Annotated in this window: 2 protein-coding genes; both read left to right on the plus strand. The window is 36.8% G+C overall.

Going from position 1 to position 1,588, the window contains the following annotated elements:
* A partial coding sequence (locus WB217_RS10990; protein WP_423993270.1) for a TetR/AcrR family transcriptional regulator occupies positions 1-536 on the plus strand: 536 nt, incomplete at its 5' end.
* A gap of 49 nt (positions 537-585) precedes the next feature.
* Positions 586-1,521 (plus strand): SDR family NAD(P)-dependent oxidoreductase, encoded by a 936-nt coding sequence (locus tag WB217_RS10995; protein WP_423993271.1) that lies wholly within the window; start codon positions 586-588, stop codon positions 1,519-1,521.
* Positions 1,522-1,588: the final 67 nt, after the last annotated feature.

The following is a 1,588-nucleotide window of genomic DNA, read 5'->3' on the forward strand; positions in this document are numbered from 1 at the left end:
CAAGAGAAATGATTATGGAAGCTGCAAGAGACCTATTTGTGAAAAAAGGCTATCAGCATGTATCTATGAGACAAATAGCAAAAGAACTAGATTACAGTCATGGTGCCCTTTATTATCATTTTAAAAATAAAGCTGAGTTATTTTTTGCATTAGTGGAAGACCATTTCTCCATGCTGGATCAAATACTGGATGAAGTGATGCAACAAGAGATTGAAAATAAGGCAAAACTAAGGAATGTCCTTCTAGGCTTCATTGAATTTGGCCTTACACACCAAAGCCATTATGAAATTATGTTCTTGATAAAAGATGAAGAAGTAAGAAATTTTATCAATCAAGGTCCTAATAAAAGCTATGAGAAATTTGCACAATGCATTTTCGATTTATGTGATAAAAACATTTCACTTCAGGATATTTACAGCATTTTTTTATCCCTGCATGGCTTTGTCACACATTATTGCCGCCATGTTACTACGTATGAGGAAGTAATAAATTTGGCTGATTCGCACGCGAAATTTTTGATAAGATTAGTTGATTAATTTTTTTTAAAATAATTTGACCAGTGGTTAATTAGGGGAGGGACTAATTATGCAAAAAGCTTTAGTATTAGGGGCCTCAGGAGGTATGGGTTATTCCATTGTTAAGGAATTATCGAGTAGAGGAATAATGGTAACAGCGTTCGCACGTACTCGTGAAAAATTGGAGAAACTGTTTGCGGACGATGCCAATATAACAATCTATACAGGAGATGTATTTCGTATAGACGATTTAGACGAGGCGGCTAAAGGCGTTGACACTATTTTTCAATCTTGCAACATTCCTTATGTTGAATGGGAGGAGAAACTTCCCATAATGATGTCTAATATTCTTCAAACCGCGGAGAAGCATTCTGCCAAGCTGGCCATCGTGGATAATATTTATGCCTACGGAAGGAGCAGGGGGGGGAAAACGAGTGAAACAACCGTTAAAAATCCGCATACGAAAAAAGGACGTATTCGCCTGGAAGTTGAAAACTTAGTCAAGGAATCAAAGGTTCTTGCACTAATTGCACATTTCCCTGATTTTTATGGACCCAATGCAGAAAACACGATTTTGAATTATACCCTGTTGAATATAGTGGAAGATAAAAATTCAAGCTTTGTGGGTAAACAAAGCATTTCCAGGGAATTTATCTATACACCAGATGGCGCCAAGGCAATTGTTAGTTTGTCCCTTAAAGAGAAGGCATACGGACAAAATTGGAATATACCTGGTTTTGGCACCATTTCGGGAGATGAAATAGTTAAGACGGTCCGAGAAATAACTGGGTATCAAAAAGGCGTATCTACTGTTTCGAAGAATATGATTCGGTTTTTGGGCCTGTTCAATCGTCAGATGCGTGAAGTGGTTGAGATGTTTTACTTGAATGAAGAACCAATTGTACTAAATGGTGAAAAGTATGAGAATTTTATTGGTCCGATCCCTCGAACATCCTATCGTGAAGGTCTAAGGCAGACGATTGAGTATATGAAACAAACACAATAAGAACTTTGCTTAAAGATTCATTTTGGCACATAAAGTGGCTTTCTTATTGATTTAGGAAGGATTAAAT

Source organism: Mesobacillus sp. (genome assembly GCF_049588175.1).
GTDB lineage: Bacteria > Bacillota > Bacilli > Bacillales > Cytobacillaceae > Mesobacillus.